This window comes from Nonomuraea guangzhouensis (assembly GCF_019396345.1).
GTDB classification, from domain to species: Bacteria; Actinomycetota; Actinomycetes; order Streptosporangiales; family Streptosporangiaceae; genus Nonomuraea; species Nonomuraea guangzhouensis.
Genome location: NZ_JAHKRM010000023.1, coordinates 138,403 through 161,211, shown reverse-complemented (window position 1 = coordinate 161,211; position 22,809 = coordinate 138,403). Strand labels below are relative to the sequence as shown.

Here is a 22,809-nt window from a genome sequence, read left to right as displayed (position 1 = left end):
ACCTCACTTGGGCTGGAAGCGGATGCCGCCGTCGAAGCGGACGACTTCGGCGTTCATGTAGTCGTTCTCGATGAGCGACCTGACCAGATGCGCGAACTCGTCGGGCCGTCCCATGCGCTTGGGGAACACCACAGGCGCCACCAGCTTGGCCTTGAACTCGTCGGCGTTGGCCGAGAAGCCGTAGATCGGGGTGTCGATGATCCCCGGGCAGACGGTGTTGACCCGCACCCCGATGGCCGCCAGGTCGCGCGCGGCGGGCACGGTCATGCCCACGATGCCGCCCTTGGAGGCCGAGTAGGCGAGCTGCCCGGTCTGACCCTCCAGCGCCGCGACGGAGGCGGTGTTGACCACCACACCGCGCTGCCCGTCGGCGTCCACCGGCTCGGTCTTGGCGATCGCCGCCGCGCCGATCCGCATGAGGTTGAACGTGCCGATCAGGTTGACCTCGACCACCTTGCGGAAGGAGGCCGGGTTGTGCGGGGCGCGGTCACGGTTGACGGTGCGCTCGGCCCACCCGATACCCGCGCTGTTCACCACGACGCGCAGCGGCTTGCCGGTGGCGACGGCCGCGTCGACGGCCGCCTGCACCTGCTCGTCGTCCGTCACGTCGGTCTTGGCGAAGACGCCGCCGAGCTCGTCGGCGATGGCCTTGCCGCGCTGCTCGTTGAGGTCGGCGATGACCACTGTGGCGCCGTGACCCGCGAGCTCGCGGGCCGTCGCCTCGCCGAGGCCGCTGGCCCCGCCGGAGATGATTGCTGCAGATCCGTTCACGTCCATATCCCGGACCCTAACCCGCCAACCGAATGAAGTTCTACTCGGAGTGGGTTAAATCTCACCTACGGCCGTGTCGACATCGGAATATACCTTGATCCGCCGGTCGAGGCCGGTCGTGCGCAGGATGCGGGCGACGGGGGCCTGTGGCGCGGCCAGGGACACGCCGCCGCCCTCTCCCGTGGCCAGCCGCCAGGCCTCGATGAGCACCGACAGCCCGCTGGAGTCCATGAACGACAGCTGCTGAAGATCGAGCACCAGCCAGGCGCCATCCTGTTTGATGGCGTCGCGGACCTCGTCGCGAAGGAACGGCGCCGTGAACAGGTCAAGCTCCCCCTCAACGGCCACCACCACGGCATCACCCAGGGCGTGTCGCGCAAGCCGCAGCTTCATTTGGCCCCTCCTCGATGAGCCACTGTACTTCGACATCCCCGGATACCGGGCATGCACAAACTCGGATGGTTTTGATGTGAGGCGCCAAAACCGGACAAAACCAGTTGTGATCCGCTCTAATCAGCCGTCGCGGGGATGGCGAAGCCGTAAGGGAGCTCCAGGCGGTGCCGGGCGAGCAGCTCGGAGTCGGCGAGGAGTTCGCGGGTCGGCCCGTCCGCGACGATCACCCCGTCGGACAGGATCAGCGAGCGTTCGCACAGCTCCAGCGCGTACGGCAGGTCGTGGGTGACCATGAGCACGGTCACGTCGAGCGAGCGCAGAACCTCGGCCAGTTCCCGGCGCGCGGCCGGATCAAGGTTGGAGGACGGCTCGTCGAGCACCAGGATTTCCGGCTCCATCGCCAGCACGGTCGCCACGGCCACCCGCCGGCGCTGACCGAACGACAGGTGGTGCGGCGGCCGGTCGATGACCTCCAGCATGCCGACCCGCTCCAGCGCGCCCTTGACCGCGCGCTCCAGCTCCTCGCCGGCCACGCCCGAGTTGGCCGGGCCGAACGCGACGTCGTCCCGGACCGTGGGCATGAAGAGCTGGTCGTCCGGGTCCTGGAAGACGAGGCCGACGCGCTGCCTGATCTCCTTGAGCGTGTCCTTGCGCACCGGTGTGCCTGCCACGCTCACCGAGCCGTGCCCGGCGGTGAGGATGCCGTTCAGGTGCATGACGAGCGTGGTCTTGCCGGCGCCGTTCGGGCCGAGCAGCGCGACGCGCTCGCCGCGCCGGATCGCGAAGTCCACACCGAACAGGGCCTGCGTCCCGTCGGGATAGGCGTAGGCGAGCCGGGTCACTTCCAGAGAGTTCACAGCGAGAGTCCTAGTACGGCTAGAGCCACGGCCGGCAGGGCGAGGGCCGTGGCCCACTGCCCAACAGATCCCGAAATTTCGTCCATTATCGGCATCCGCCCGGAATAGCCGCGGCTGAGCATCGCGAGGTGCACCCGCTCACCGCGTTCGTACGAGCGGATGAACAGGGCGCCCGCCGAGCGGGCGATCACCGGGATGTGCCGGAAATTCCGTGCTTCGAAGCCACGAGACTCCCGCGCGACCCGCATCCGCCGCATCTCATCCATGATCACGTCCATGTAGCGAAGCATGAACATCGCGATCTGCACCAGCAGGCTGGGCAGCCGGAGCCGCTGGGCCCCGATGAGGATGACCCGCGGCTCGGTGGTGGCCGCGAGCAGGATCGAGGCGACCACGCCCAGCGTCGCCTTGGCCAGGATGTTCCAGCCGGCCCAGAGCCCGGCCACGCTCAGCGAGACCCCCAGCACGGTCGTCCGCTCCCCCAGCCCGATCACCGGGATGAGGAAGGCGAACAGCACGAAGGGCAGCTCGACCACCATCCGCCGCAGCACGTACGTCAACGGCACCCTGGCGGCCACGGCGACGCCCGCGAGCAGGACCGCGTAGAGCCCGAACGCCCAGAACCGCTCCCGCGGCGTCGCCACCACCACGATGGCGAACGCGGCGACGGCGAGCAGCTTGCACTGCGGCGGCAGCCGGTGCACGACCGAGTCCCCCGCGAGGTAGAGCTGATGATGGTGCCCAGCGCCCACCCGCTACTCACCGTCTCTCGTTCATAGGTCATCGCCCATGCTGCTCAAACCCGGACTTTCCCTCGGGCACGGGCCGCGTAGGCCACGCCGCCGGCGATGAGCAGCACGAGCCCGACGCCGATGATCCCGGCGACCCCCACGGGGATGCCGCCCACATCACCGTAGTCGGCCAGCGCCCACGAGCCGAACACGTGGTGGGTGGCCTGGTCGAGGAAGCCCTTGTTCTCAGCAACCGCTTCCAGCCCGTCGGGGCTGGAGGAGGCGAAGAAGGAGACGATCCCGGCCAGCAGCAGTGTCAGGCCGAGGCCGACGAGCAGGAACGGCTTCACCGTGGCGCGGGCGGGGGCCGGCTCCTCGGCGGCCACCGTGATCGGCTCCCCGGCGCTCGCTCCCCTCAGCACGAGGGGTTGGGTCAGCCCGCGGGCGCCGTACACGAGGTCGGGCCGGACGGCCAGCACCGCGCCGACGGTCAGCGCCGTGATGGCGCCCTCGCCGATGCCGATCAGCACGTGCACGCCGCCCATGGCCGCCGCCACCGCGCCGACCTCGATCGGCGCGGTGCCGCCGACCCAGAACAGCGCCGAGAACACCAGCGCGGCGGAGGGCACGGAGATCAACGCGGCGAGGAACGCGGCCGCCGTCACCCCGCCCCTGCTCTTGGTGAGCCGCGCGACCAGCCGGAAGACCCCCCAGCCGACCACCACGGTGACGATGCCCATGATCGAGATGTTGATCCCCAGCGCCGTGAGGCCGCCGTCGGCGAAGAACACGCACTGCACCAGCAGGACCACGGCCATACAGAGCACACCCGTATAAGGCCCCACGAGGATGGCGGCCAGCGCCCCGCCCAGCAGATGGCCGCTGGTGCCCGCGGCGACCGGGAAGTTGAGCATCTGGACGGCGAAGATGAACGCGGCCACCAGTCCGGCCATGGGCGCGGTCCGGTCGTCGAGCTCGCGCCTGGCTCCGCGCAGGCAGACCGCCAGGCCGGCGGCGGCGACCGCCCCGGCGGACACGGACACGGCCGCGTTGAAGAAGCCATCAGGTACGTGCACGGCAAAGCCCTTCATCAAGCGGTGCAGCAACACGCCTAGTTTAGGACATTGACTTGCACCTGCACATAGGTGGCAATTAGCCGAGGATCTTGCGGAAGGCCGTACGGGTCTTCATCTTGCGCACCACCGTGCTCAGCCGGCCCTTGCCCGAGGTCGCGTACGGGCGCACGCTCCTGACCACGGCCCCGCCCCGCAACCGGCCCCACAGCCGGCGCGGCGCGGCGACGGACTGCGCGTCGGTCTCGATCCGGAACCTGGCCGGCGGACCGCCCAGTTCGACCTCCAGGTAGGCGTCCCAGATGCCCGGCGCGAACCTGCCCATCGCGGGCCGGGCCGCGAACCCGCCGCCGGGCAGCGCGACCACCCGCTCGGCCCGTTCGTTGCCCGTCTGCCGCTCGCGCCAGACGAGCCGGGTGATCGCCGACGCCGCCGGGACCACCCCGACGACCGTGACCTCGCCGTCGATGACCAGCCGCCGCCCGAGCGTCCACCGTGTCCGGTGGATCCTGGCCCGGCCCGGCACCGTCATCAGGTGGCCGCCGACGTCGATGCTGAGGTTGCCGTTGTCCTTGGTGAAGTACGGCAGGGTCACCACGGCGCCGATGAGCCGGGGCGCCGGCCGGGTGACGCAGCCGTCGCGGTCGGCGCCGAGCCGGCCGTACCTGACCACGCCCTCCATCTCGACGGCCACCCGCAGGTCCCAGATGCCCGAGTCGAGCGCGGCCACGTCGATGCGGGCGGTGAACGCGGCGCCGTCGCGCTCGGCGGGCACGATCAGCTCCTGCCCGCGCACGTTGCGGGCGCGCAGCACGACCGCGACCCCGTCGTGCTCCGGCATGCCGTCGAGCCCGGCGATCCCTGTCACGACCAGCCGGTTCGCCTCCCAGCGCAGGCCGGTCAGCCGGCGGCGTACGGCGGCGCCCTCGATCTCAGCCAGTCGTACCAGGCGGTTGATGTCGCCGAGCGCGGTGAGCCGCTGCCTGTCGGTCCGGTTGAGCCGCTCGTAGACGCCGGGTGTCATCCACCTGTCGCAGAGCGCGGCCACCTCCTGCGCGATCTCCTTGCGCTGCACCTCGTCCGCCTCCAGGAACGGCGCGCCGAGCTGCTCGAACACGTCGAGCCTGAAGTGCCGGCGGAGCAGGTGGTCGCGCAGCGGCCCCGGCGGGACGTGCTCGGTCATGAGCTGGATCGGGCCGCGGATCATGGTGAGCCAGCCGCGCGGGTCGCGGCTGCCCGGCTGCTGCATGATGCTGCTGCCGTCGGCCCTGGAGACCAGGTGGTAGCAGTCGTAGTCGGCCACCACGGAGATCACCTTGGCGTGGCAGTAGGCGTGCACGGTGAAGTGGATGTCCTCGCCGACGAGCATCCCCTCGCCGAACTTGATGCCGTGGCTGATCAGCATCTCCCTGCGGAACAGCTTGAAGCAGCTCAGGCTGTTGTAGACGGCGCTGTCGCCGAGCTCGGCCCGCTCGGCGCCGCGGTGGAACATCGACATCGGAGCGCGCCGGCCGTGCCCGACGACCTTGCCGAGCACGATGTCGGAGCCGTTGCGGTCGGCCATGGCGACCATGCGTTCCAGCGCCTCGGGGCCCAGGTAGTCGTCGGCGTCGCAGAAGAAGACGTAGCGGCCGGTGGCGTGCTCGATGCCCACGTTGCGCGGCCGCCCGGCGCCGCCGGAGCCGGCGATGCTGACGACCTTGACGCTGCCCTTGTGGTAGGTGGCGTAGAGGTCGAGCAGCTCGTCGCTGCCGTCGGTCGATCCGTCGTCGACGACGATGATCTCTTTCCTGATCCGCTGGACCAGCGCCGAGGTGAGGCACCGGTCGAGGTATGGCCGGCAGTTGTGGGCAGGGATGATGACGCTGACGTCCACCGCGTCCTCGTCGCCGTTCGAAGTCGCCATAGCCACAAGCGCGCCCTTCAGCCGTCACAATCCGCTGTCACGTCGTTTCAGTATGTGATGGCGAGTAGGCGTCGCGTGGCCGATCTCATCTCTTCATCCCAACCTCTTCCGCAGGCCGAAGATTCATCGCACTCTTCACATAAGTGCAGGTGGGGCTGCCTATTACCGCAATCTGGCATGACCGAACGGGGTTCAGGGACGCTGTTTTCCCACCCGGGAGGAGAGAACCTCCCCCGGGGGAAGGATGCCGTACCCCCACGTCAGGCCAGGTGATCCACCCGATGGGGTGGCGCGTCTACAGTGAGGCAACCTTGACCGGGGAGGTGGCGAGAGTGGGATCCGATCTTCGCGGGCCCAGGGTGACCGGCTCGGCCGTACACGCTGCGGAGTTCATCGTCTCCTCAGCGCGGCTGGGAGAGCTCCACGAATGCTCCGCCCTGCTTCGCCGTACGCGGATCAGGGCGGAAGAGATCGTGGACGAGGCGCGGGCGCTGCTCATCGAGGCCGAGATCCAGGGCGACCAGGAGCGGATCGTCATCCGCGCGGCCCAGCTCGACGAGGCGCGTCAGTCGTACTGCAAGGTGCTGAACGCGTACGTGACGATCTGCCGCAGGATCAACGAGGAGCGGCAGGAGATCATGCAGACGCTCACCGGCTTGTCAGGGGCAACCTGACGCGCTACTGTCAGGCCATGCCTGACTGGAAGGAAAACACGCGCTGCTCGTTCTGTCACAAGAGCGCCGCAGAGGTGACCAAGCTCATCGCCGGACCCGGCGTGCACATCTGCGACGAGTGCGTGGGACTGTGCGCCGAGATCCTCAAGGAGGAGCAGCTCGCCTCCTCCACCGAGCCGCGCCTGCCCGTGTGGGAGACCATGACCGAGGACCAGATCCTCGACCACCTCCCCAAGATCGCCGCCGTGCAGGTGCAGATCGACGACAATCTCCACGAGTGGGTGCGGCACCTGCGCACCAGAAACGTCAGCTGGGAGCGCATCGGCGCCTCGCTCAGCATGACGCGGCAGTCGGCCTGGGAACGCTTCCGGGAATGATCTGGTAAACCCCTGTGACGGATGGGACGTCCTTGCTTGAGGGAGGCCCATCATGCATGTCCTCGACAGCCTCACGGCACCCGATCTGGCGGAGCTCCACCTGGAGCTGATCCTCATCGTGGCACTGCACGAGGAGGCGGAACGCCTGTCCACCGGCTGAACGGGCTCCAGCTCCCCGCATCGCACCGGGGAGCTGGAGCAGGGGGTCACAGCTGACCGCGGATGGCGCCCATCGGAAACTTCTCGTTGTGCACGTTGGCGTAGTAGCGCTGCGGCGAGTCGACGATGCCGTGCAGCTCGCTCTGGGTCAGGACGAGCGCGGCGTCCTTCTTGTTCTCCTCCTTGACCGCCTTGATGCAGCCCTTCGCGGAGCCGTCGGCCGGGGTCTTCAGCGTGACGACGATCGGACCCGCCACGCCCTTCTTGCCCTTGTGGATGTGGGCGGCCGTGGCCGGCTTGATGTGGCGGGCGGTGATGGTGTAGCAGAGCTCCGCGCCCTTCACCTGGTAGGTGAAGACGCCCACCCCGTTGTGGTCACCGGGGCCGGGCACCTCCTGGCTGCCGTTCATGAAGACGCGGTGCGTACGGTCGGCCGAGCTCGCGTTCGCCGCGCCAGGGACGGTCGCGAAGGCGGTGATGAGGGCCGCTGCTGTGAGGGTGGCGGCTGCCAAGGGTCTGCGCATGGGATGATTTCCTCTCCCATCAGACTTCAGAACACCCTTCCGCACGTATGTGGCGGAATGCCAAGACGGCGAAGTCAGGGCGAAGCGACGACACGGCAAGCGACCTGTGCCTGCCGGGGACAGCGCCGGTAATATCCGCATTTATGCTGCGCTGTGCTGTATTGGATGATTATCAGGATATCGCACTCGGCCTCGCCGACTGGTCCGCGGTCCTGGCGACGAGCTTTCGCGAGCACTTCGCCACCCAGGACGACCTCGTCCGGGCCATCGACAAGCACGAGATCGTGGTGATCATGCGGGAACGCACCCCGTTCCCCGCCGAGGTCTTCGCCCGGCTGCCGAACCTCCGTCTGCTCATCACCTCGGGCATGCGCAACGCCTCCATCGACCTCGACGCCGCCCGCGCCCACGGCGTCACGGTCTGCGGCACGGGCGGTAGTTCGGCGCCTCCTACCGAGCTGACCTGGGCCCTGATCCTCGGCCTGGCCCGCCACCTGATCCCCGAGGCCACCGCCCTGCGGACCGGCGGCCCCTGGCAGCACACGATCGGCCTGGACCTGCGCGGCAGCACCCTCGGCCTGCTCGGCCTCGGCAAGATCGGCTCCCAGATGGCCACCATCGGCCGCACCTTCGGCATGGACGTCGTCGCCTGGAGCCGCAGTCTGACCGCCGAACGGGCCGATGAGCTGGGCGTACGGTACGCGGCCACGAAGGAGGCGCTCCTGGCCGAGTCGGACATCGTGTCGATCCACCTCGTCCTGAGCGACCGGACCCGCGGGCTGCTCGGCGCTCCGGAGCTGGCGCTGATGCGTCGCACGGCCTATCTGGTCAACACCTCGCGGGCGGCCATCGTGGACCAGACCGCCCTGATCGAGGCGCTGTCCGAGGGCCGGATCGCCGGCGCCGGGCTGGACGTCTTCGACCGGGAACCGCTTCCGGACGACCATCCGCTGCGCACGTTGCCGAACGTCCTGGCCACGCCGCACCTCGGCTACGTCACTCAGGGCAACTACCGCACCTTCTTCGGCGAGGCCGTGGCCGACATCGACGCCTTCCTCGCGGGCACCCCGGTCCGGCTCCTCACGTAACTGTTCACGTGACCTTTCCGCGTGCGCGAAAGGCCGCGGTCTTGACCCGGTTCTGGCAGGCGGTGGAGCAGAAGCGGCGCGTGCCGTTGCGTGACACGTCCACGTAGACCCGGTCGCAGTGCGGCGCCGTGCACACGCCGAGCCGGTCGGAGAACTCGCTGCCGAGCACGATCGCGAGCCCGGTGGCGCAGCTCGCCGCCCAGTCGCCGGCCAGGGTGCCGCCCGTGCCGTGGAAGTGGAGATGCCACGGCTCGCCGTCGTGCCGCTGCAGCATCGGCCGCGCGCGCGACTCGTCGAGCAGGCTGTTGACCTGCGTCGCGGCCGTGTCGATGTCGTCATCCGCGACGGCCTGGAAGACCGCCCGCAGGCGCGCCGCGACCTCGGCGTACTCGCCCGCCTCCGCCTCGGTCACCTCGGGATGCGTGGGGTAGACGGCACGGAACACGTCGGTGGCGGTGGCGGCGAGATCGCGCGGCGCCGGCCAGGGGCGCCCTCGGCTCTCGCCCGGAGTCAGCGCGTTGACCACCGTCACGGCGACTCTCACGACCGTGTCCGTGTGACTGTTGAAATTCACTTGACCAGTTACATCCTATGCTTTAGCTTGTGACTGTCTAAAGGGTAAACGATAGTCACAAGGAGACGACGTGCTCACTCATGAGATCGCACTCGACTGGATCACGCGCTGGGACCGGCAGCAGGAGGGCTACCTACCCGACCGTGAGGAGCGTTTCACCGCGCTGATCGACGCCGTCGAGGCGCTGGGCCGCCCCGATCCGCTGGTCATCGACCTCGGCTGCGGGCCGGGCTCGCTGTCCGCCCGCCTCCTGGAGCGGCTGCCCAAGGCCACGGTGATCCCGGTCGACGCCGACCCGCTGCTGCTCGGGCTCGGCCGGGCCGCCTACCCGCGGCTCGGCTTCGTCGACGTGGACCTGCGGACACCGGGCTGGACGGAGCTCCTGGGCCTGGACCGCCCGGCTGACGTCGCGGTGAGCACCACCGCACTGCACTGGCTGGCCGAGCCGGACCTCCGGAAGCTGTACGCCGACCTGGTCACCGTGCTGCGTCCGGGCGGGCTGCTGCTCAACGGCGACCACTTCGACTCCGACGACGACGCCACCCCGGCCATCGCCCGGCTCGAACGCGCCATCCACGACCGCCACACCGACCGGGTGTTCGCGGGCGACCGCCCGGAGGACTGGCGGCAGTGGTGGGACGCGATCGCGGCCGAGCCCGCGTTCAGCGAGCTCAACGACGCCCGTACCGCTCGCACCACCGCGGGCGCCGCCCACAGCGGCAGCGAGTCCGGCCGGCTGTCCCAGCACGTCGAGGCCCTGCGCCAGGCGGGCTTCGCCGAGGTCGGCACGCTCTGGCAGCGCGGCAACAACCGCCTGCTCTGCGCGGTCCGCGCCTGACGCCCGCCGCGATTCAGCCCCACACCTCCCGCGCGGTCTCGACGATCAGGGCCAGCTTGGCGAACTGCTCGTCGGCGGTGAGCACGTTGCCCTCGACCGTGGAGGAGAAGCCGCACTGCGGGGACAGGCAGAGCTGGTCCAGGTCAACGAACTTGGCGGCCTCGTCGATGCGCCGCTTGAGCGCGTCCTTGGACTCCAGCTCGCCGCGCTTGGTGGTGACCAGGCCGAGCACCACCATCTTGCCCGGCGGCACGAAGCGCAGGGGTTCGAAGCCGCCGGAGCGCTCGTCGTCGAACTCCAGGAAGAACCCGTCCACGGCCAGCTCACCGAACAGCGCCTCGGCGACGTAGTCGTAGGCGCCGGAGGCGGCCCAGGAGGAGCGGAAGTTGCCGCGGCACATGTGCGTGGTGATCGCCATGCCCTCGGGCTTGGCCGCGAGCGCGATGTTGATCTGCTTGATGTAACGCAGGTGCATGTGCTCGGCGTCGTCGCCGCGCTCGGCGAGCTCCGCCCGCTGCGCCGGGTCGTTGAGATAGGCCAGGCTGGTGTCGTCGAACTGCAGGTAGGTGCAGCCCAGCTCACCGATCCGGCGGACCTGCTCGGCGTAGGCGGCGCTGAGGTCGCTCCAGAACTCCTCGACGTCCGGGTAGACGTCCGGGTCGATGGAGGCGGGCCCGCCCCGGTAGTGGACCATGCTGGGCGAGGGGATGGTCAGCTTGGGCACCGCCGTGGTCACGGTGTCGCGCAGGAAGGAGAAGTGGTCGGCGAAGATCGGCTCGGCCAGCCTGATCTTGTCGTGCACCCGCATCGCCGCCGGGGTGAACTCGATGTCGCCCTGCTCGTTGTGGAAGCGGACCGTGATGTGCTCGCCGGTCGCCTGGCCGATGCCGCCGAGCTGGTAGATGAAGTCCATGTGCCAGGAGGCCCGGCGGAACTCCCCATCGGTCGCCGCCTGCAGGCCGAGCTCCTCCTGCCTGCGTACGACCTCGCGGATCGCCTCGTCCTCCACCTCGCGCAGTGCCCCGCCGGTGAAACTCTCACGGGCGTGGAGCAGGGCGGGCGGCCTGAGCAGGCTGCCGACGTGGTCTGCGCGGAAAGGGGGTGAGGTGCGCATGTGGATCACCTTCTCTTGAGCGTCGTACGCCCCAAGCTAGGCCACCGTACAAGGGCTGTCACCGTTCTCCGGATCACAATGTTGGGCACTCTATTGACAGGCGTAAAAAGCCTGCCTACATTCAGGGCCACATTCGCGGTCCTGGAGGTCCTGATGCGCAGGCTTCTCCCGTCCCTGGCCTGTCTCGTTCTCGCCACAGCCGCCTGCGGCAGTGGCGGATCAGGCGCCCAAGACCCCATCAAAGTCGGCCTCATCGTCTCGCTGACCGGCAACTACACCCCGCTCGGCAGCGAGGACAAGAAGGCCGTCGAGCTGGCCGTCGAACAGATCAACAACGGCGGCGGACTGCTGGGCCGCAAGGTGGAGCTCGTCGCCCGCGACGACAAGACCGCACCGGACCAGGGCATCGTGGCCTACAACCAGATCAAGGGCGAGATCGACGCGCTGATCGGCCCGGTCTTCTCCAACTCGGCGCTGGCCATCGAGCCGCTGGCGCAGCGGGACAAGATGCCGTACCTGTCGCTGGCGCCCGCCCAGGAGCAGGTCGAGCCGATCAAGTCCTACGTCTTCGTCACGCCCGCGCTGTCCAGCATGTACGCCGAGCGCTACCTGCAGTACATCCAGGCCACCGGCCTCAAGACGATCGCGGTCGCCTACGACTCCAAGAGCGCCTACTCCGTCTCCGGCCACAAGGCCATGGTCGCGCTGGCCGCGAAGTACGGCGTGAAGATAGCCGTGGACGAGCCGTACGAGACCACGACCTCCGACTTCAGCCCCCTGTTCACCCACGTACGCGGCTCCGCCGCCCAGGCGCTGGTCTTCTGGGGCTCCGGCGCGCCCGGCGTCACCGCCGCCAAGCAGTACGCCGCCGCCGGGCTGAAGGTGCCGCTGTTCCTGACCGCGTCCCAGGCCAGCAAGCTCTGGCTGGAGCCGATGGGCGCCGCGGCCGAGGGGATGACCGTGCAGAGCGCCATCGGCGTGGTGGGCGAGCAGTTGCCCGACGGCAAGCAGAAGCAGGTCATCGAGCAGATGGCCAAGCCGTACCAGCAGAAACACGGCTATCCGCCACCGCAGTTCGCGCAGGACGGCTACAGCGCGAGCCTGCTGCTGTTCGAGGCGATCAAGAAGGCGGGGAGCACCGACAAGGCCAAGATCCAGCAGGCGCTGGAGACCATGGACCTGGTCACGCCGAACGGCCGGTTCCGTTACTCCCCCACCGACCATTCCGGGCTCTCCCCCGAGTACATCTCGGTCAACACCGTGAAGAACGGTCAGTTCATCACCACGGCCTGGGCCAAGGCGCAGCTCGCCAAGACCGTGGCCGCGGAGTAGCGGTGCTGACGGTCACCGGGATCTCACGCTCCTTCGGAGGCGTCTACGCGGTCGGCGACGTCACGCTGAGCGTCGCGGAGGGCGAGGTGTGCGGGGTCATCGGGCCCAACGGCGCCGGCAAGTCCACGCTGTTCAACCTCATCACCGGCCATCTGCCGGCGGACCGGGGCGAGATCACCTTTCTCGGGCGCCGGGTCGACCGGCTGCCGCCCCACCGGCGGGCCCGGCTCGGCATGTCCATCGTCTTCCAGGGTGCCCGGGTGTTCCGCGGCATGACGGTCAGGGAGAACGTCATGGTCGGGATGCACAGCCGTACCCGGGCCGGGTTCGTCGCGGCGGCGCTGCGGCTGCCGCGGCATCGCGCCGACGAGCGCGAGATCGCCCGCGAGGCGGATCTCGCCCTGGACCGGGTGGGGCTGGCCGAGTGGGCGGACCGGGCCGCCGACGAGCTCCCGATCGGCCAGCAGCGGGCGCTGCAACTGGCCCGCGCCCTGTGCGCGCGGCCCAGGCTGCTGCTGCTCGACGAGCCCGCGTCCGGCCTGCGCGGCGGCGAGCGCGAACGGCTCGCGGCCCTGGTCGAGGAGCTGCGGGCGAGCGGATTGACCGTTCTGCTCATCGAGCACGACGTCGCGTTCGTGACCCGGCTCGCCGACCGGGTCGTGGTCCTCGACCTCGGGCGGGTCATCGCGGACGGCTCTCCGGCCGAAATCCGCGCGGATCCGCTCGTACTCGCCGCCTATCTCGGACAGGCTTCATGATCGACGTCTCCGACCTGGTCGTCTCGTACGGCGCGGCCACCGCGCTCGACCACGTCGCGCTCTCGGTGGCGCGCGGCGAGATGGTCGCGCTGCTCGGCCCGAACGGCGCGGGCAAGTCGACGCTGGCCAACACCCTGGCGGGCCTCCTCACCCCGGCGTCCGGCACGGTGCGGATCGGCGGCCGCCTGGCGCTCATCCCGGAGGGCCGCCAAGTTTTTCCGGATTTGTCGGTCGCCGACAACCTCGCCCTCGGCGGCTGGCGCTCCGGCCTGCGCGACCCCTCCTCCGTCTACCGGCTGCTGCCCCAGTTGGCCGAGCTGTCCCACAGGCGCGCGGGCGTGCTGTCGGGCGGCGAACAGCAGATGGTGGCCTTCGGCCAGGCCCTGATGTCGCGGCCCGACGTGCTCGTGGTCGACGAGCTGTCGCTGGGGCTCGCGCCGTTGCTCACCGCGAAGCTGGCGGGTCACCTGGTCGAGCTCAACCGGACGCTGGGCCTGACCGTGCTGCTCATCGAGCAGAACGCGCGGCTGGCCTTCGACCTGTGCGAGCGGGCGTACGTCCTGGAATCCGCCCGTGTGGTGGCCGAGGGCGCGTGCGCCGAGCTGGCCGACGACCCGCGCGTGGCCGGCGCGTACCTGGGTGGGGCGATCACATGAGCGCGTTCATCGGTTATCTGCTCAACGGGCTGGCCGTCGGGTGCGCGATCGCGCTCATCGCCAGCGGGCTGGTCACCATCTACCGGGTCACCGGGGTGGTCAACTTCGCCCAGGGCACCTTCGCCGTCGTCGCCGGGCTCTGCACCTCCTCGCTGCTGGGGCTCGGGGTCCCGCACGGGGTCAGCGAGGTCGCCGCCGTCCTGGTCGCCGCGCTCGCGGGGCTGCTGACCGGCCTGGCCGCCACCGGCAAACGGGACACCACCCCGCTGTCGTCGCTCATCATCACGCTCGGCGTGGGCGTCCTCGCCTACGCCGTCGAGATCGTCCTGTGGGGTGACCAGCCGCGCTCCGCTCCCGGTCTGGCCGGCTCCGTGACCATCGCCGGGGCGCACGTCCAGACCCAGCACCTGCTGGTCATCTCCGTCACCGCGGCGACGTTCGTCCTGCTCGTCCTCTTCTTCGGCCGCACCTATCTGGGCAAGGCGCTGACCGCGTGCGCCTCCAACCCCTACGCCGCCCGCGTGATCGGCATCGACACCCGGCTGATGGGCCTGCTGGCCTTCGCCCTGGGCGGGCTGCTCGGCGGCATCGCCGGAGTGCTGGTCACGCCGCTGCGGCCCATCTCGTTCGACACCGACGTCACGCTCATCGTCAACGGTTTCGCCGCCGCCGTGTTCGGCGGGCTCACCCGTCCGGCCGTCGCGCTCGGCGGCGCGCTGCTGCTCGGCGTCGCCGAGACCATGGCCGCGGGGTACGGGTACGGGTCTCACCAACTGGAGGTCGCTCTGGGTCTCATGCTCGTGGTCATGGTCGTACAGGCAAGCCGCCGATCGACCATCCACCAGGAGGCGGTGTGAAACGGCTGGCCGGCGGGCTGCTGATCGCCGCCGTCACACTTGCCCTGCCCGCCGTGCTGGACGACAGCTCGCTGGCCGTGTACATCCTGCTCGGCCTGGCGGCCATGGTCACGGTCGGGGTCTCCCTGCTCATGGGGTACGCCGGGCAGGTCTCGCTCGGCCAGGGCGCCTTCTACGCCATCGGCGCCTACACCGCCGCCCTGCTCGCGCTGAACGGCGTCCCTCCCCTGGTCGGGCTGATCGCCGCCCCGGTCGCGGCGGCCGCGTTCGCCCTCGTGATCGGCACGCCGCTGCTGCGGCTCCGCGGCCACCATCTGGCCTTCGCCACCCTGGCCATGCAGCTGATCCTGCTCTCCCTGGCCGGGCAGCTGGACGTCACCGGCGGCGACATCGGGCTGCAGGCCATCCCCCAGTTCGGCGTCGGCTCGTTCGAGGCGGGCAGCGCGCCGGCGTACGCCTACCTGACGTGGGCGGGCCTGGCGCTGGTGATGCTCGTGACGCACAACGTGATCACCTCCCGGCCGGGCCGGGCCCTGCGCGCCCTGGCCACCAGCGAGACCGCCGCCGCCTCCGCCGGCATCCCGGTCGGCCGCTACAAGCTCATCGTCTTCGCGCTGTCGGCCGCCTTCGCCGGCCTGGCGGGCGGCATCTACTGCTTCTACACCGGGTACGTCGCGCCGGGGTCGTTCCCGGTGCTCATCTCGATCCAGTACATCGTCATGGCCGTCGTCGGCGGCCTGGGCACGATCTGGGGAGCCGTCGTCGGGGCCACCGCGATCACGCTGCTGGTGCAGGGGCTCGACCGGGTCGCGAGCCTGCCAGGGATGCCCACGTACGCGCCGAGCGTGCTGTCGTACGCGGTCTACGCGCTCGTGCTCATCCTCGTCGTCCTCTTCCTGCCCCGCGGGCTGCTACCCACGTTCACCCGGGCACGATTTAAAGATCGTTGAGATTTACTCATCCGGCATACAAGTGAACCTCTAATGGGGCGCACTACGTACTTCGTGGCAATCGACTTTCCGGAGACGGCCATGAAGATCCGGTATCTAGCCATTTTCTGCGCATTATCCGGGGTCGCCGCATGTAGCGGTGGCGAACCCGCACAACCGGCTTTCGCGGGGGGCACGGCGCCCTCTCCCGCGGCCTTCGCCCCGGTGCCCCAGGCCGAGGCCAAACGCCTTCTCGACCAGTACGAGAGCCTGGCGAAACAGGCGAACTGGAAGTCCGCGGAAGCCGGGCTCTCGTTGCAAATGACCAACGCCGACAACCGGGTGAACACGCTGCTCGGCGAACGCCCGGGAAAACGACCCGCCTTCACCAAGACGCGGTTCGCGATTCCGCCGAGTGGCGCCTGGTTCCTGGCCGAATACAAGACCGGGTCGAACTGGACACAATTGATCTTCCAGAAGACCGCCGAGGGATGGCGCGTGGTCTCCGGCTCGGTGGCACGGACACCCGAGATCGCGACGGATCCCAACGGTCTCGCCATCGCCGTGAACGTGGACCAGCGCAATGACCTGGCCGTCTCTCCCCGGGAGGCGGCCGAGACGCACACGCGCCTGATGAGCACGCTCGGCGAGGACGCGGCCGCCAAGCGGATGTTCGCCTCCGGTGACTACACCACCGAGCTCGTCGCAGGTCTGCGGAGCGACCGGCAGAAGGCGCGGGGTCAGTGGACGCTGAAATACCAGCCGCGGCTCGTACCGGAGATCTTCGCGCTGCAGACGGCGGACGGCGGTGCCGTGGTCTGGTACGGCGTTCGGCAGCAGGACACCTACACCGCCCGTCCCGGCGCGGCGGAGCTGCGGCTGACGCAGCGCGGATGGGCGGCGCTGAGCCGCGGCGCGTTCTACAAGTCCAAGGTCACCATGAGGAGCGGCGCCATCTACGTCGCCGTCATTCCTCCGTCGCCCGGGAAGGTACGGGTCATCGGCCAGTGGTTCTCGCCGTTCAGCATCAACGGATCATGAAGGCTGGACCGGCCGACCGGCGAGCTTTGCGGTTGCGGTGATATGTGTGCTATGGTCTGGGCGTTGCAGTTGTGGTACCCATAAAGACTTGTGCGCACCTGAACGAGCATGATCTTCAGGTGCGTTTTTTGTTTGCCGGTCATCTCCGGATGGGCTCATCAAAGCGACACAGGATCCGTAAAGTGCGGATCCCGTATCTGCAACCATCAGAAGGAGATCAATATGGCTTCCGGCACCGTGAAGTGGTTCAACTCGGAAAAGGGCTTCGGCTTCATCGCGCAGGACGGCGGCGGCGCCGACGTCTTCGCCCACTACTCCAACATCATCTCGAACGGTGGCTACCGTGAGCTGACCGAGGGCCAGAAGGTGGCCTTCGACGTCGTCCAGGGCCAGAAGGGCCCGCAGGCGGAGAACATCGTTCCCGCCTAGTCACGGCGCATGCCTCAGGTCGGGGCCCGCATCCACACGGATGCGGGCCCCGACCGCGTTCTGTGCGACAATTGTGCTGGTCAGGCCGCTTGAGTCTCCCCCCGTGAGCAGGACGATGGAGAGGGACGGCCATGGACATCAGGCCGCAGGCGGTCGTCATCCCGAAGGAGACCGACCGGCTGGAGCAGGGGAAATACGGCCCTGTCTACCCGCGTAGCCCGGCATGCTACGGGTTCACCGTCATCGCGAAGGTCAAACCAGGCCGAGCAGAAGCCATGCGAGAGTACGGCGCCACGCTCGCCAAGGCCCTGGAAGCCGATCCGCATCTCCTCGCGCCGCTCAAGCTGCACTACCTACGCTGGGTGCTCTTCGACGACGACACGCGCTTCATGTACCAGGGGATCTTCGACACCGACTTCGACAAGTACACCGAAGACGCCATCGCGCTGTTCAGCAAGGCGGGCGTGAGTACGGCCTTCGAGAACCTCGAAGGCTTCCCCGAGGACTGGCGAACCAACCCCGAGGCGTTCATCAGGTTCGTCCGCGAGCATCACTGTCCGAGCTTCATCGAGTACGGCGAGTATCCGTACGTCACCGCGGATGAGATCAAAAAGGCCCTGCGGATCAAGAGCGCCCTGTCGGAGATGCTCGACCAGCTGCAATGAGGGGGATGCGAGATGATCGAGTTCAGCACGGCGCGCACCTACAACCAGAACCACGTACCGCGTCCCTACACCCCCGGCCGGCGGCGGTTGAGCATCTACGTCGCATGGAGCTATCCAGCCGAGGCGGGCAGGAACCCGGCCGAGCTGGACAACCGGTTCTCCACGATGACCGAAGTGCGCCGCGTGACCTGGCCGGCCTACGAGGACCCGAAATGGTCGGATCCGCTGCGGTTCCAGCAGGGCATCGCGGGCGGGCTGGAGCTGTTCTTCTGGGGCTGGCTGCCGTTCCAGCAGTTCGTCCAGGAGACCACCGGACATCCCGTACCCGTGTATCAACGCGTCGACCAGGCCGGGTTCCACACCCCGCTGGACGAGCGGGTGCTGGCCGACACCGACACGATGTTCGTGTGGGGGCTGGACCACATGATCACCGGGCAGGACGCCACAACCGCCGAGATCGAGGCGGTGCGTGACTTCCTCACCCGCGAAGGGACCTGCCTGGCCCTGGGGCCGCATCACGACGTCGGAGCGTCGGACGACCTGGCGGTGCGCGAGATCGAATATCGGCACCACGGCGACGCGCTGGTGCCCCGCCAGCAACGCTTCGGCAGGTACACCCGATCGCTGATCGCCGGCCTGGGGGTGCCCGTCGAGAACCAATACGGCCTGCGTCCAGCCGTGACGGAAGGGAAGAAGAGCGCCCCTCTGTCCATCGCCCGGGATCTGGACACCAAGAGGTGGCTGGAAGGCGTGTCGAGCTTCAACTTCCACATGCACCTCCCCCACTACGCGGTGACCACCGACGACCCGAACGTCATCCATGTGCTGGGCAGACAGCCGATCGACCTGTCCAGACCGCATCCCTTCACGGAGGCCGGGAACACCGAGTTCAACATGTTCCTGTGGATGCCGCCCAGCGGTGACCGGGCCGGTGACGTGATCATGGCCGACACCACGATCTTCAGCTCGCTGTTCGGCGTCGACGAAAGCCTGCGCGCCTTCTGGCACAACATCGTCTCGGCGAAGTAGCGCGGAAGAAGGCCGGTCGCAGTGAGCGAGCGTACCCATGTCGAGCTCGAACTCGACGACATCCAGCGCGGGGTCCTCAGCCCCCGGCCGAGCCCGTACGCGGCGACCTACATCCTGTTCCGCATCGACGACCGCGACCATGGGCGGGAGCTGATGCGGCGGGTCAGCGCCGTGGTGACCTCGGCCGCCGACACGGTGAGCCCGCTGGGTGAGACCTGGGTCAGTGTCGCGCTCACCTACCACGGACTCAAGGCGCTCGGGGTGCCGCGAGAGTCGCTGGAGACGTTCGCCTGGGAGTTCCGGCAGGGCATGGCCGCACGCGCCAAGGCGCTGGGCGACGTCGGCGAGAGCGCCCCCGAGAACTGGGAGGCGCCCCTGGGCACGCCCGATGTCCACGTGGCGCTGGTGGCACTCGCTCCCGACAGCACGCAGCTGGACGCGGCCATCGACCGCGCCCGCCCTGCCTACGACGCCCTCTCCGGCGTGACGGCCATCTGGCGCCAGAACTGCCACGCGCTGCCCACCGAGACCGAACCCTTCGGCTACCGCGACGGCATCAGCCATCCGGCCGTCGAGGGCAGCGGCATCCCCGGATCCAACAAGCTGGAGGTGCCGCTCAAGGCCGGCGAATTCGTGCTCGGCTACCCCGACGAGCTCGGCGGCATCCAGACGCCGCAGCCCGAGGTGCTCGGCCGCAACGGCACCTACGTGGTCTTCCGCAAGCTCCACCAGCGCGTCGCCCTGTTCCGGCGCTACCTGAAGGACAACGCCACCAGCCCCGAGGACGAGGAACTCCTGGCCGCCAAGATCATGGGCCGCTGGCGCAGCGGCGCGCCTCTGGCCCTCTGCCCGCTGCACGACGACCCCGCGCTCGGCGCCGACCCGTACCGCAACAACAGTTTCCTGTACGAGCAGGACGATCCTGCCGGTTTCGCCACGCCCGGCGGCAGCCACATCCGACGGGGCAACCCCCGGGACGCGGCGGTGGCCGGCGTGCCGAGGCTGCACCGAATGATCAGACGCGGCACCGCCTACGGCCCGCTGCTGCCCGAGGGCGTCCTGGACGACGACGGGGCCGATCGCGGGCTGATGTTCGCCTTCGTCGGGGCGCATCTGGGGCGGCAGTTCGAGTTCGCCCAGTCCGAATGGATGAACGACGGCGTCTTCTTCGGCGCGGGCGCCGCGCGTGATCCGGTCGTCGGCTCCCGCGACGGCTCCGACGATTTCACCATTCCCCGGCGTCCCGTACGGCGACGCCTGGTCGCGCTGCCGCGGTTCGTGGTCACGCGCGGCGGCGAATACTGCTTCATGCCGGGACTGACCGCGCTGCGCCGGCTGGGTGACCTCACGGACTAGCACGAGGACCGGAGATCCAGCTGAGGCTCAGTAGCCCGCGGGCGCCGGCCAGTGGCGCTCCACCCCGATCTTGTCCAGCTCCCCGGTGAACTCCGCCAGCAACGCCTCCCGCTCCCTGACCTCCTGCGGTTCCACCCCCCGGCGCAGGCAGTAGGCCGCCAGATGGCCCGCGACCTCACCCACGTTCCACTCCACCGGGTGCAGGCGGAAACACCCGTTGGAGATGTGCGTGGTGCCGAGGTTCTTCCCCGCGGGCAGCAGGTTGCGCATCGTGACAGGCAGCAACGCGCCGAGCGGGATCTCGAAGGGCACGCTGGCGATGTCGATGTAGTTGTCCCCGCCGGTCGACGGGTGCAGGTCGATGCGGTACGCGCCGACCCCGACGGAGTCATGGTGCCGCGGCGTGCCGCGGTCACCGACGATGGCCCTGGAGACGTGGTGCTCGGTGACGGTGGTGACCGCGCGGATGCGCCTCGACTCCCTGACGTAGGCGGACTTCGCCAGCCCGTCGGCGCTGCCGACCACGTCGTGGCGGAGCCGGAGTCCGGGGAAACCGGTACCGCCGTCAGGACGGGGCGCTTCGGTCTGGAGCCAGTACAGCAAGGACAGCGACAGTTGCTTGGCCTCCCGGTGCGCCAGCGCGGCCGTGCCGGCATCCACCTCGATGATCGGGCGTAGCCAGTAGTCGTTCAGCGGCCAGTTGACCAGAGTGATGTCGGAAGCGGCGAAACCGGGCTCGAACAGGTCGCGGGCGAGGATCCTGCGGAACATCCACAGGTCCTTGTCCCCTGATTGGGCGCTCTGGTCGGCCAGCACCCCGCGGGGGTCACCGGGCGGGTTGGGGTCGAACCAGCGGGCTTCGGGCTCCAGGGTGCGTGGGTCCGGTGCGCTGAAGCCGAGCAGCGGCCCGGGCCAGAAGTCAGGCCGGTAGTCGCGCCAGAATCCGTAGTCCACCGGCCGGTCGATGACGTGGTTCTCGCCCTCGTGGTGCGAGACGGCGAAGCAGTAGGTGATGCCCTGCATGTTCAGCGGCTGATACGCCTCCGGCGCGTGCGGCTCGTCGTGCTCGCTCCTGGCCTCCGCGCCCGTGACGTACTCCGTCTTCGCCAGCGGCAGCAACTCGCCCGTCTCCGTCGCGTCGAGGACATAGGCGGCGGCGATGGTGTGCGAGTCGCCGGAGCGGGTGTCCAGCAGCGTGACGGCCCTGACGCGGTCGCCGTCCACCTCGACGTCGACGGGGCGGTGTTCCAGGAGGACGCGCAGCCGCCCGGCGGCGAGGTGGGGAGCCAGCATGGCCTTGAGGATCGCCAGGGAGACGCGCGGTTCGTGGCACAACTTGCTGACATATCCGGCGCCGGGGTTCAGCTCGCGCCAGCGCCGCGCGCCGCCGGTCATGGGGTACCAGTGCCGGTAGTAGTCGCGGATGGAGCCGCGCACCTCACGATAGGTGGCGGTGGCTCCGTAGCTCTCGATCCACGGGTGCTCGTCAGGGGGCACGGCCTGCGCGGTGAGCTGGCCGCCGATCCAGTCCGTCTCTTCGGTGAGTACGACGTCGTGGCCCGCGCGGCAGGCGGCCACGGCCGCGGCGACGCCGCCGAGCCCACCGCCGACGATGAGGATGTCGGTCATGGGTGGTGCCTTTCCAAGGGGGCTAGCGGGGAGGTGCCGCGGTCTCGCCCGGCTCCAGCTCGCAGGCCATGAGCTGGTGCCTGAGGACCGTACGGTCTCCCGCGATGAGTTTCGTGAGCAGCCGGACGGCCGCGGCCCCCATCTCGCGACGGGGTACGGCGAAGCCGGTGAGACCTGCCGCGCGGTCGCGGGGGTCGCCGAGCGTGGCCAAGGAGAGGTCGTCGGGGAATCGGAGACCCGCGCGCTCGGCGGCCACCAGGAGGGCGCGGTGTGCGGCGTCGGTGTCGGTGGCCTCAGTGACCATCGCGGTGACGCCCTGCTCGCGCCAGGCGCGCAACCGCTCGGGGGTCAGGTCGGTGCCGTCGGTGCGCACCACCTCGGCCGCCAGCCCGCATTCGTCCATGCCGCGCCTGAAGCCCGCCTCCCTGTCGACGGAGGTGATCGCCTCGTCGGCTTCGCGCACGTACAGGATGCGCTCGTGGCCGAGCCCCGCCAGGTGCCGCACCACGGCGGCGCTGGCGGAGACGTAGTCGGCGCCGACATAGGGCAGGCGGTCGCCGAACTCGTCGTGCCGCCCTATGTAGACGACGGGCAGATCGGTGGCCAGCAGGCGATCCATTTCCGGCACGGGCAGGTGCCTGCCCAGGAACAGGCAGCCGTCGGCCAGTCGTACCCGGTTGAGCACCTGGGCGTGCGGGCGCTCGCCCGTGATGCTGGAGGCGATGAACATCAGCAGGTCGTAGCCCTGCGCCGCCGACTCCTCCTCGATGCCCACCAGGAACGGGTAGTAGGCGTGGGACATCTCGGTGGGGAAGGTCGAGGTGAAGGTGTACAGGCCGAGCAGGTTGTTCTGACCGGCCGCCAGGCGGGTGGCGATCGGGTCGGGCATGTACCCGAGCTGCTCGGCGGCCTCCATGACCTTGCGCTGGGTCTCCTCGGCGATCCCCACGGCGGCGGCGCCGCCGCCGAGGATCAGCGACACGGTCGGCTGCGAGACGCCGGCCAGTCGAGCGATGTCCGCCTGACGAGGGCGACTCATGGCATATCCC

Annotated in this window: 24 protein-coding genes and 1 pseudogene; 14 read left to right on the top strand and 11 right to left on the bottom strand. The window is 69.2% G+C overall.

Annotated elements, in window-relative coordinates:
* Nucleotides 1–3 precede the first annotated feature (3 nt).
* The 6 genes from KME78_RS40475 to KME78_RS40450 form a co-directional block, all read right to left on the bottom strand.
* Nucleotides 4–777 carry an SDR family NAD(P)-dependent oxidoreductase gene (locus tag KME78_RS40475; protein WP_219534794.1) on the bottom strand — a complete coding sequence of 258 codons (774 nt, stop codon included), beginning with the start codon at nucleotides 775–777 and terminating at the stop codon, nucleotides 4–6.
* Nucleotides 778–825: 48 nt separating this feature from the next.
* Entirely contained in the window at nucleotides 826–1,164 is a 339-nt protein-coding gene (locus tag KME78_RS40470; protein WP_214643247.1) for an STAS domain-containing protein, read from the bottom strand.
* Between the two features lie 116 nt (nucleotides 1,165–1,280).
* Nucleotides 1,281–2,021: an energy-coupling factor ABC transporter ATP-binding protein gene (locus KME78_RS40465; RefSeq protein ID WP_219534793.1), complete on the bottom strand. Its 741-nt coding sequence runs from the start codon at nucleotides 2,019–2,021 to the stop codon at nucleotides 1,281–1,283.
* The gene (cbiQ, locus tag KME78_RS40460; protein ID WP_219534792.1) at nucleotides 2,018–2,773 is read right to left on the bottom strand and encodes a cobalt ECF transporter T component CbiQ; all 756 of its coding nucleotides are present in this window, start codon (nucleotides 2,771–2,773) and stop codon (nucleotides 2,018–2,020) included. The genes KME78_RS40465 and cbiQ overlap by 4 nt, the downstream gene beginning before the upstream one ends.
* 44 nt (nucleotides 2,774–2,817) lie before the next feature.
* Complete coding sequence (locus KME78_RS40455; RefSeq protein WP_219534791.1) at nucleotides 2,818–3,828, bottom strand: energy-coupling factor ABC transporter permease; 1,011 nt, start codon at nucleotides 3,826–3,828, stop codon at nucleotides 2,818–2,820.
* A 76-nt stretch (nucleotides 3,829–3,904) separates the two neighbouring features.
* Entirely contained in the window at nucleotides 3,905–5,731 is a 1,827-nt protein-coding gene (locus tag KME78_RS40450) for a glycosyltransferase family 2 protein (RefSeq protein ID WP_219534790.1), read from the bottom strand.
* Between the two features lie 332 nt (nucleotides 5,732–6,063).
* Here KME78_RS40450 and KME78_RS40445 point away from each other — a divergent pair, with 332 nt between their 5' ends.
* Complete coding sequence (locus tag KME78_RS40445; RefSeq protein ID WP_219534789.1) at nucleotides 6,064–6,405, top strand: hypothetical protein; 342 nt, start codon at nucleotides 6,064–6,066, stop codon at nucleotides 6,403–6,405.
* Nucleotides 6,406–6,422: 17 nt separating this feature from the next.
* A pseudogene (locus tag KME78_RS67500) lies at nucleotides 6,423–6,581 on the top strand (ClpX C4-type zinc finger protein); the annotation flags it as partial.
* Between the two features lie 407 nt (nucleotides 6,582–6,988).
* Here KME78_RS67500 and KME78_RS40435 read toward each other — a convergent pair.
* On the bottom strand, nucleotides 6,989–7,465 hold the full coding sequence (locus KME78_RS40435) for a CHRD domain-containing protein (protein WP_219534787.1): 477 nt from the start codon (nucleotides 7,463–7,465) through the stop codon (nucleotides 6,989–6,991).
* 161 nt (nucleotides 7,466–7,626) lie between these two features.
* Here KME78_RS40435 and KME78_RS40430 point away from each other — a divergent pair, with 161 nt between their 5' ends.
* Entirely contained in the window at nucleotides 7,627–8,553 is a 927-nt protein-coding gene (locus tag KME78_RS40430) for a D-2-hydroxyacid dehydrogenase family protein (RefSeq protein ID WP_246652913.1), read from the top strand.
* A gap of 4 nt (nucleotides 8,554–8,557) precedes the next feature.
* Here KME78_RS40430 and KME78_RS67495 read toward each other — a convergent pair whose 3' ends face one another.
* Nucleotides 8,558–9,097 carry a CGNR zinc finger domain-containing protein gene (locus tag KME78_RS67495; protein WP_308127312.1) on the bottom strand — a complete coding sequence of 180 codons (540 nt, stop codon included), beginning with the start codon at nucleotides 9,095–9,097 and terminating at the stop codon, nucleotides 8,558–8,560.
* Between the two features lie 100 nt (nucleotides 9,098–9,197).
* On the opposite strand from KME78_RS67495, the gene KME78_RS40420 reads away from it, so the two are divergent.
* Nucleotides 9,198–9,965 (top strand): class I SAM-dependent methyltransferase, encoded by a 768-nt coding sequence (locus KME78_RS40420; RefSeq protein ID WP_219534784.1) that lies wholly within the window; start codon nucleotides 9,198–9,200, stop codon nucleotides 9,963–9,965.
* Between the two features lie 13 nt (nucleotides 9,966–9,978).
* On the opposite strand, the gene KME78_RS40415 is transcribed toward KME78_RS40420, so the two are convergent.
* On the bottom strand, nucleotides 9,979–11,079 hold the full coding sequence (locus KME78_RS40415) for a 5-methyltetrahydropteroyltriglutamate--homocysteine S-methyltransferase (RefSeq protein WP_219534783.1): 1,101 nt from the start codon (nucleotides 11,077–11,079) through the stop codon (nucleotides 9,979–9,981).
* A 153-nt stretch (nucleotides 11,080–11,232) separates the two neighbouring features.
* Between KME78_RS40415 and KME78_RS40410 the strand changes: the two genes are divergently transcribed.
* The 10 genes from KME78_RS40410 to KME78_RS40365 all read left to right on the top strand — a co-directional run bounded on the left by KME78_RS40410 (nucleotide 11,233) and on the right by KME78_RS40365 (nucleotide 20,131).
* Nucleotides 11,233–12,411, top strand: a complete 1,179-nt coding sequence (locus KME78_RS40410) for an ABC transporter substrate-binding protein (protein WP_219534782.1) — start codon at nucleotides 11,233–11,235, stop codon at nucleotides 12,409–12,411.
* Between the two features lie 2 nt (nucleotides 12,412–12,413).
* Complete coding sequence (locus KME78_RS40405; RefSeq protein WP_219534781.1) at nucleotides 12,414–13,169, top strand: ABC transporter ATP-binding protein; 756 nt, start codon at nucleotides 12,414–12,416, stop codon at nucleotides 13,167–13,169.
* The gene (locus KME78_RS40400) at nucleotides 13,166–13,825 is read left to right on the top strand and encodes an ABC transporter ATP-binding protein (RefSeq protein WP_219534780.1); all 660 of its coding nucleotides are present in this window, start codon (nucleotides 13,166–13,168) and stop codon (nucleotides 13,823–13,825) included. The genes KME78_RS40405 and KME78_RS40400 overlap by 4 nt, the downstream gene beginning before the upstream one ends.
* Nucleotides 13,822–14,682: a branched-chain amino acid ABC transporter permease gene (locus tag KME78_RS40395; protein WP_219534779.1), complete on the top strand. Its 861-nt coding sequence runs from the start codon at nucleotides 13,822–13,824 to the stop codon at nucleotides 14,680–14,682. Before KME78_RS40400 ends, KME78_RS40395 begins: the two co-directional genes overlap by 4 nt.
* Nucleotides 14,679–15,632, top strand: a complete 954-nt coding sequence (locus KME78_RS40390; protein WP_219534778.1) for a branched-chain amino acid ABC transporter permease — start codon at nucleotides 14,679–14,681, stop codon at nucleotides 15,630–15,632. The genes KME78_RS40395 and KME78_RS40390 overlap by 4 nt, the downstream gene beginning before the upstream one ends.
* Nucleotides 15,633–15,836: 204 nt before the next feature.
* Nucleotides 15,837–16,652, top strand: a complete 816-nt coding sequence (locus KME78_RS40385) for a DUF8094 domain-containing protein (RefSeq protein WP_219534777.1) — start codon at nucleotides 15,837–15,839, stop codon at nucleotides 16,650–16,652.
* 222 nt (nucleotides 16,653–16,874) lie between these two features.
* Nucleotides 16,875–17,081 carry a cold-shock protein gene (locus KME78_RS40380; RefSeq protein ID WP_219534776.1) on the top strand — a complete coding sequence of 69 codons (207 nt, stop codon included), beginning with the start codon at nucleotides 16,875–16,877 and terminating at the stop codon, nucleotides 17,079–17,081.
* A 131-nt stretch (nucleotides 17,082–17,212) separates the two neighbouring features.
* Nucleotides 17,213–17,746 carry a hypothetical protein gene (locus tag KME78_RS40375; RefSeq protein ID WP_219534775.1) on the top strand — a complete coding sequence of 178 codons (534 nt, stop codon included), beginning with the start codon at nucleotides 17,213–17,215 and terminating at the stop codon, nucleotides 17,744–17,746.
* A 12-nt stretch (nucleotides 17,747–17,758) separates the two neighbouring features.
* Nucleotides 17,759–18,775 (top strand): hypothetical protein, encoded by a 1,017-nt coding sequence (locus KME78_RS40370; RefSeq protein WP_219534774.1) that lies wholly within the window; start codon nucleotides 17,759–17,761, stop codon nucleotides 18,773–18,775.
* Between the two features lie 21 nt (nucleotides 18,776–18,796).
* Nucleotides 18,797–20,131 (top strand): Dyp-type peroxidase, encoded by a 1,335-nt coding sequence (locus KME78_RS40365; protein WP_219534773.1) that lies wholly within the window; start codon nucleotides 18,797–18,799, stop codon nucleotides 20,129–20,131.
* 27 nt (nucleotides 20,132–20,158) lie between these two features.
* On the opposite strand, the gene KME78_RS40360 is transcribed toward KME78_RS40365, so the two are convergent.
* Together KME78_RS40360 and KME78_RS40355 are read right to left on the bottom strand one after the other, a co-directional pair.
* Nucleotides 20,159–21,760, bottom strand: coding sequence for an FAD-dependent oxidoreductase (locus KME78_RS40360; RefSeq protein ID WP_219534772.1), 1,602 nt, complete (start codon nucleotides 21,758–21,760; stop codon nucleotides 20,159–20,161).
* A gap of 22 nt (nucleotides 21,761–21,782) precedes the next feature.
* The gene (locus tag KME78_RS40355) at nucleotides 21,783–22,799 is read right to left on the bottom strand and encodes a LacI family DNA-binding transcriptional regulator (protein WP_219534771.1); all 1,017 of its coding nucleotides are present in this window, start codon (nucleotides 22,797–22,799) and stop codon (nucleotides 21,783–21,785) included.
* Between the last annotated feature and the right edge of the window lie 10 nt (nucleotides 22,800–22,809).

Bases quoted from the DNA above. Each gene is read 5' to 3' on its own strand.
- KME78_RS40450 (WP_219534790.1), bottom strand. From the start codon at position 5,731: ATGGCGACTTCGAACGGCGACGAGGACGCGGTGGACGTCAGCGTCATC.
- KME78_RS40470 (WP_214643247.1), bottom strand. From the start codon at position 1,164: ATGAAGCTGCGGCTTGCGCGACACGCCCTGGGTGATGCCGTGGTGGTG.
- KME78_RS40410 (WP_219534782.1), top strand. From the start codon at position 11,233: ATGCGCAGGCTTCTCCCGTCCCTGGCCTGTCTCGTTCTCGCCACAGCC.
- KME78_RS40375 (WP_219534775.1), top strand. From the start codon at position 17,213: ATGGACATCAGGCCGCAGGCGGTCGTCATCCCGAAGGAGACCGACCGG.
- KME78_RS40370 (WP_219534774.1), top strand. From the start codon at position 17,759: ATGATCGAGTTCAGCACGGCGCGCACCTACAACCAGAACCACGTACCG.
- KME78_RS40415 (WP_219534783.1), bottom strand. From the start codon at position 11,079: ATGCGCACCTCACCCCCTTTCCGCGCAGACCACGTCGGCAGCCTGCTC.
- KME78_RS40355 (WP_219534771.1), bottom strand. From the start codon at position 22,799: ATGAGTCGCCCTCGTCAGGCGGACATCGCTCGACTGGCCGGCGTCTCG.
- KME78_RS40360 (WP_219534772.1), bottom strand. From the start codon at position 21,760: ATGACCGACATCCTCATCGTCGGCGGTGGGCTCGGCGGCGTCGCCGCG.
- KME78_RS40400 (WP_219534780.1), top strand. From the start codon at position 13,166: ATGATCGACGTCTCCGACCTGGTCGTCTCGTACGGCGCGGCCACCGCG.
- KME78_RS40475 (WP_219534794.1), bottom strand. From the start codon at position 777: ATGGACGTGAACGGATCTGCAGCAATCATCTCCGGCGGGGCCAGCGGC.
- KME78_RS40395 (WP_219534779.1), top strand. From the start codon at position 13,822: ATGAGCGCGTTCATCGGTTATCTGCTCAACGGGCTGGCCGTCGGGTGC.
- KME78_RS40380 (WP_219534776.1), top strand. From the start codon at position 16,875: ATGGCTTCCGGCACCGTGAAGTGGTTCAACTCGGAAAAGGGCTTCGGC.
- KME78_RS40435 (WP_219534787.1), bottom strand. From the start codon at position 7,465: ATGCGCAGACCCTTGGCAGCCGCCACCCTCACAGCAGCGGCCCTCATC.